Annotated in this window: 1 protein-coding gene; it reads right to left on the bottom strand. The window is 67.8% G+C overall.

Annotated features, from left to right (window positions below; translation table 11 throughout):
- Positions 1-9: 9 nt before the first annotated feature.
- The coding region (locus TN53_RS43720) for a hypothetical protein (RefSeq protein ID WP_046264508.1) at positions 10-311 on the bottom strand (302 nt) is incomplete at its 5' end.

The following is a 311-nucleotide window of genomic DNA, read 5'->3' as shown; positions in this document are numbered from 1 at the left end:
ACGTCAACGTCACCTGACCACCAGGCTTCCGGTACCGTCCCTGTACCGGAGTCCTGAGAGCCCCACCCCGACCTGCTGTTGACAGGGCGTCAGCAGCACACGCCGTCCCAGGTCCTCGACCTGGACGGCAAGATGATGGTCGGGATGATGGAACCGGGCACCGGCCACTTCCTCGACCTTCAGACGGTCCACGGCCCGGCGCAGGAACCCGCTGTGCAGGTCCACCGGCGGGCGATAGGGGGAGGGCGGCGGGATGAAGTCGATCTCGTTGTCGGCGGTGAGGGCGTGGGGGATCCAGGGTTCAGCGGCGC

Source organism: Streptomyces sp. WM6386, assembly GCF_000972385.1.
Taxonomy (GTDB): Bacteria; Actinomycetota; Actinomycetes; order Streptomycetales; family Streptomycetaceae; genus Streptomyces.
The sequence above is the reverse complement of the archived record's forward strand: the minus strand, read 5'-3'. Positions and strand labels throughout refer to the sequence as shown.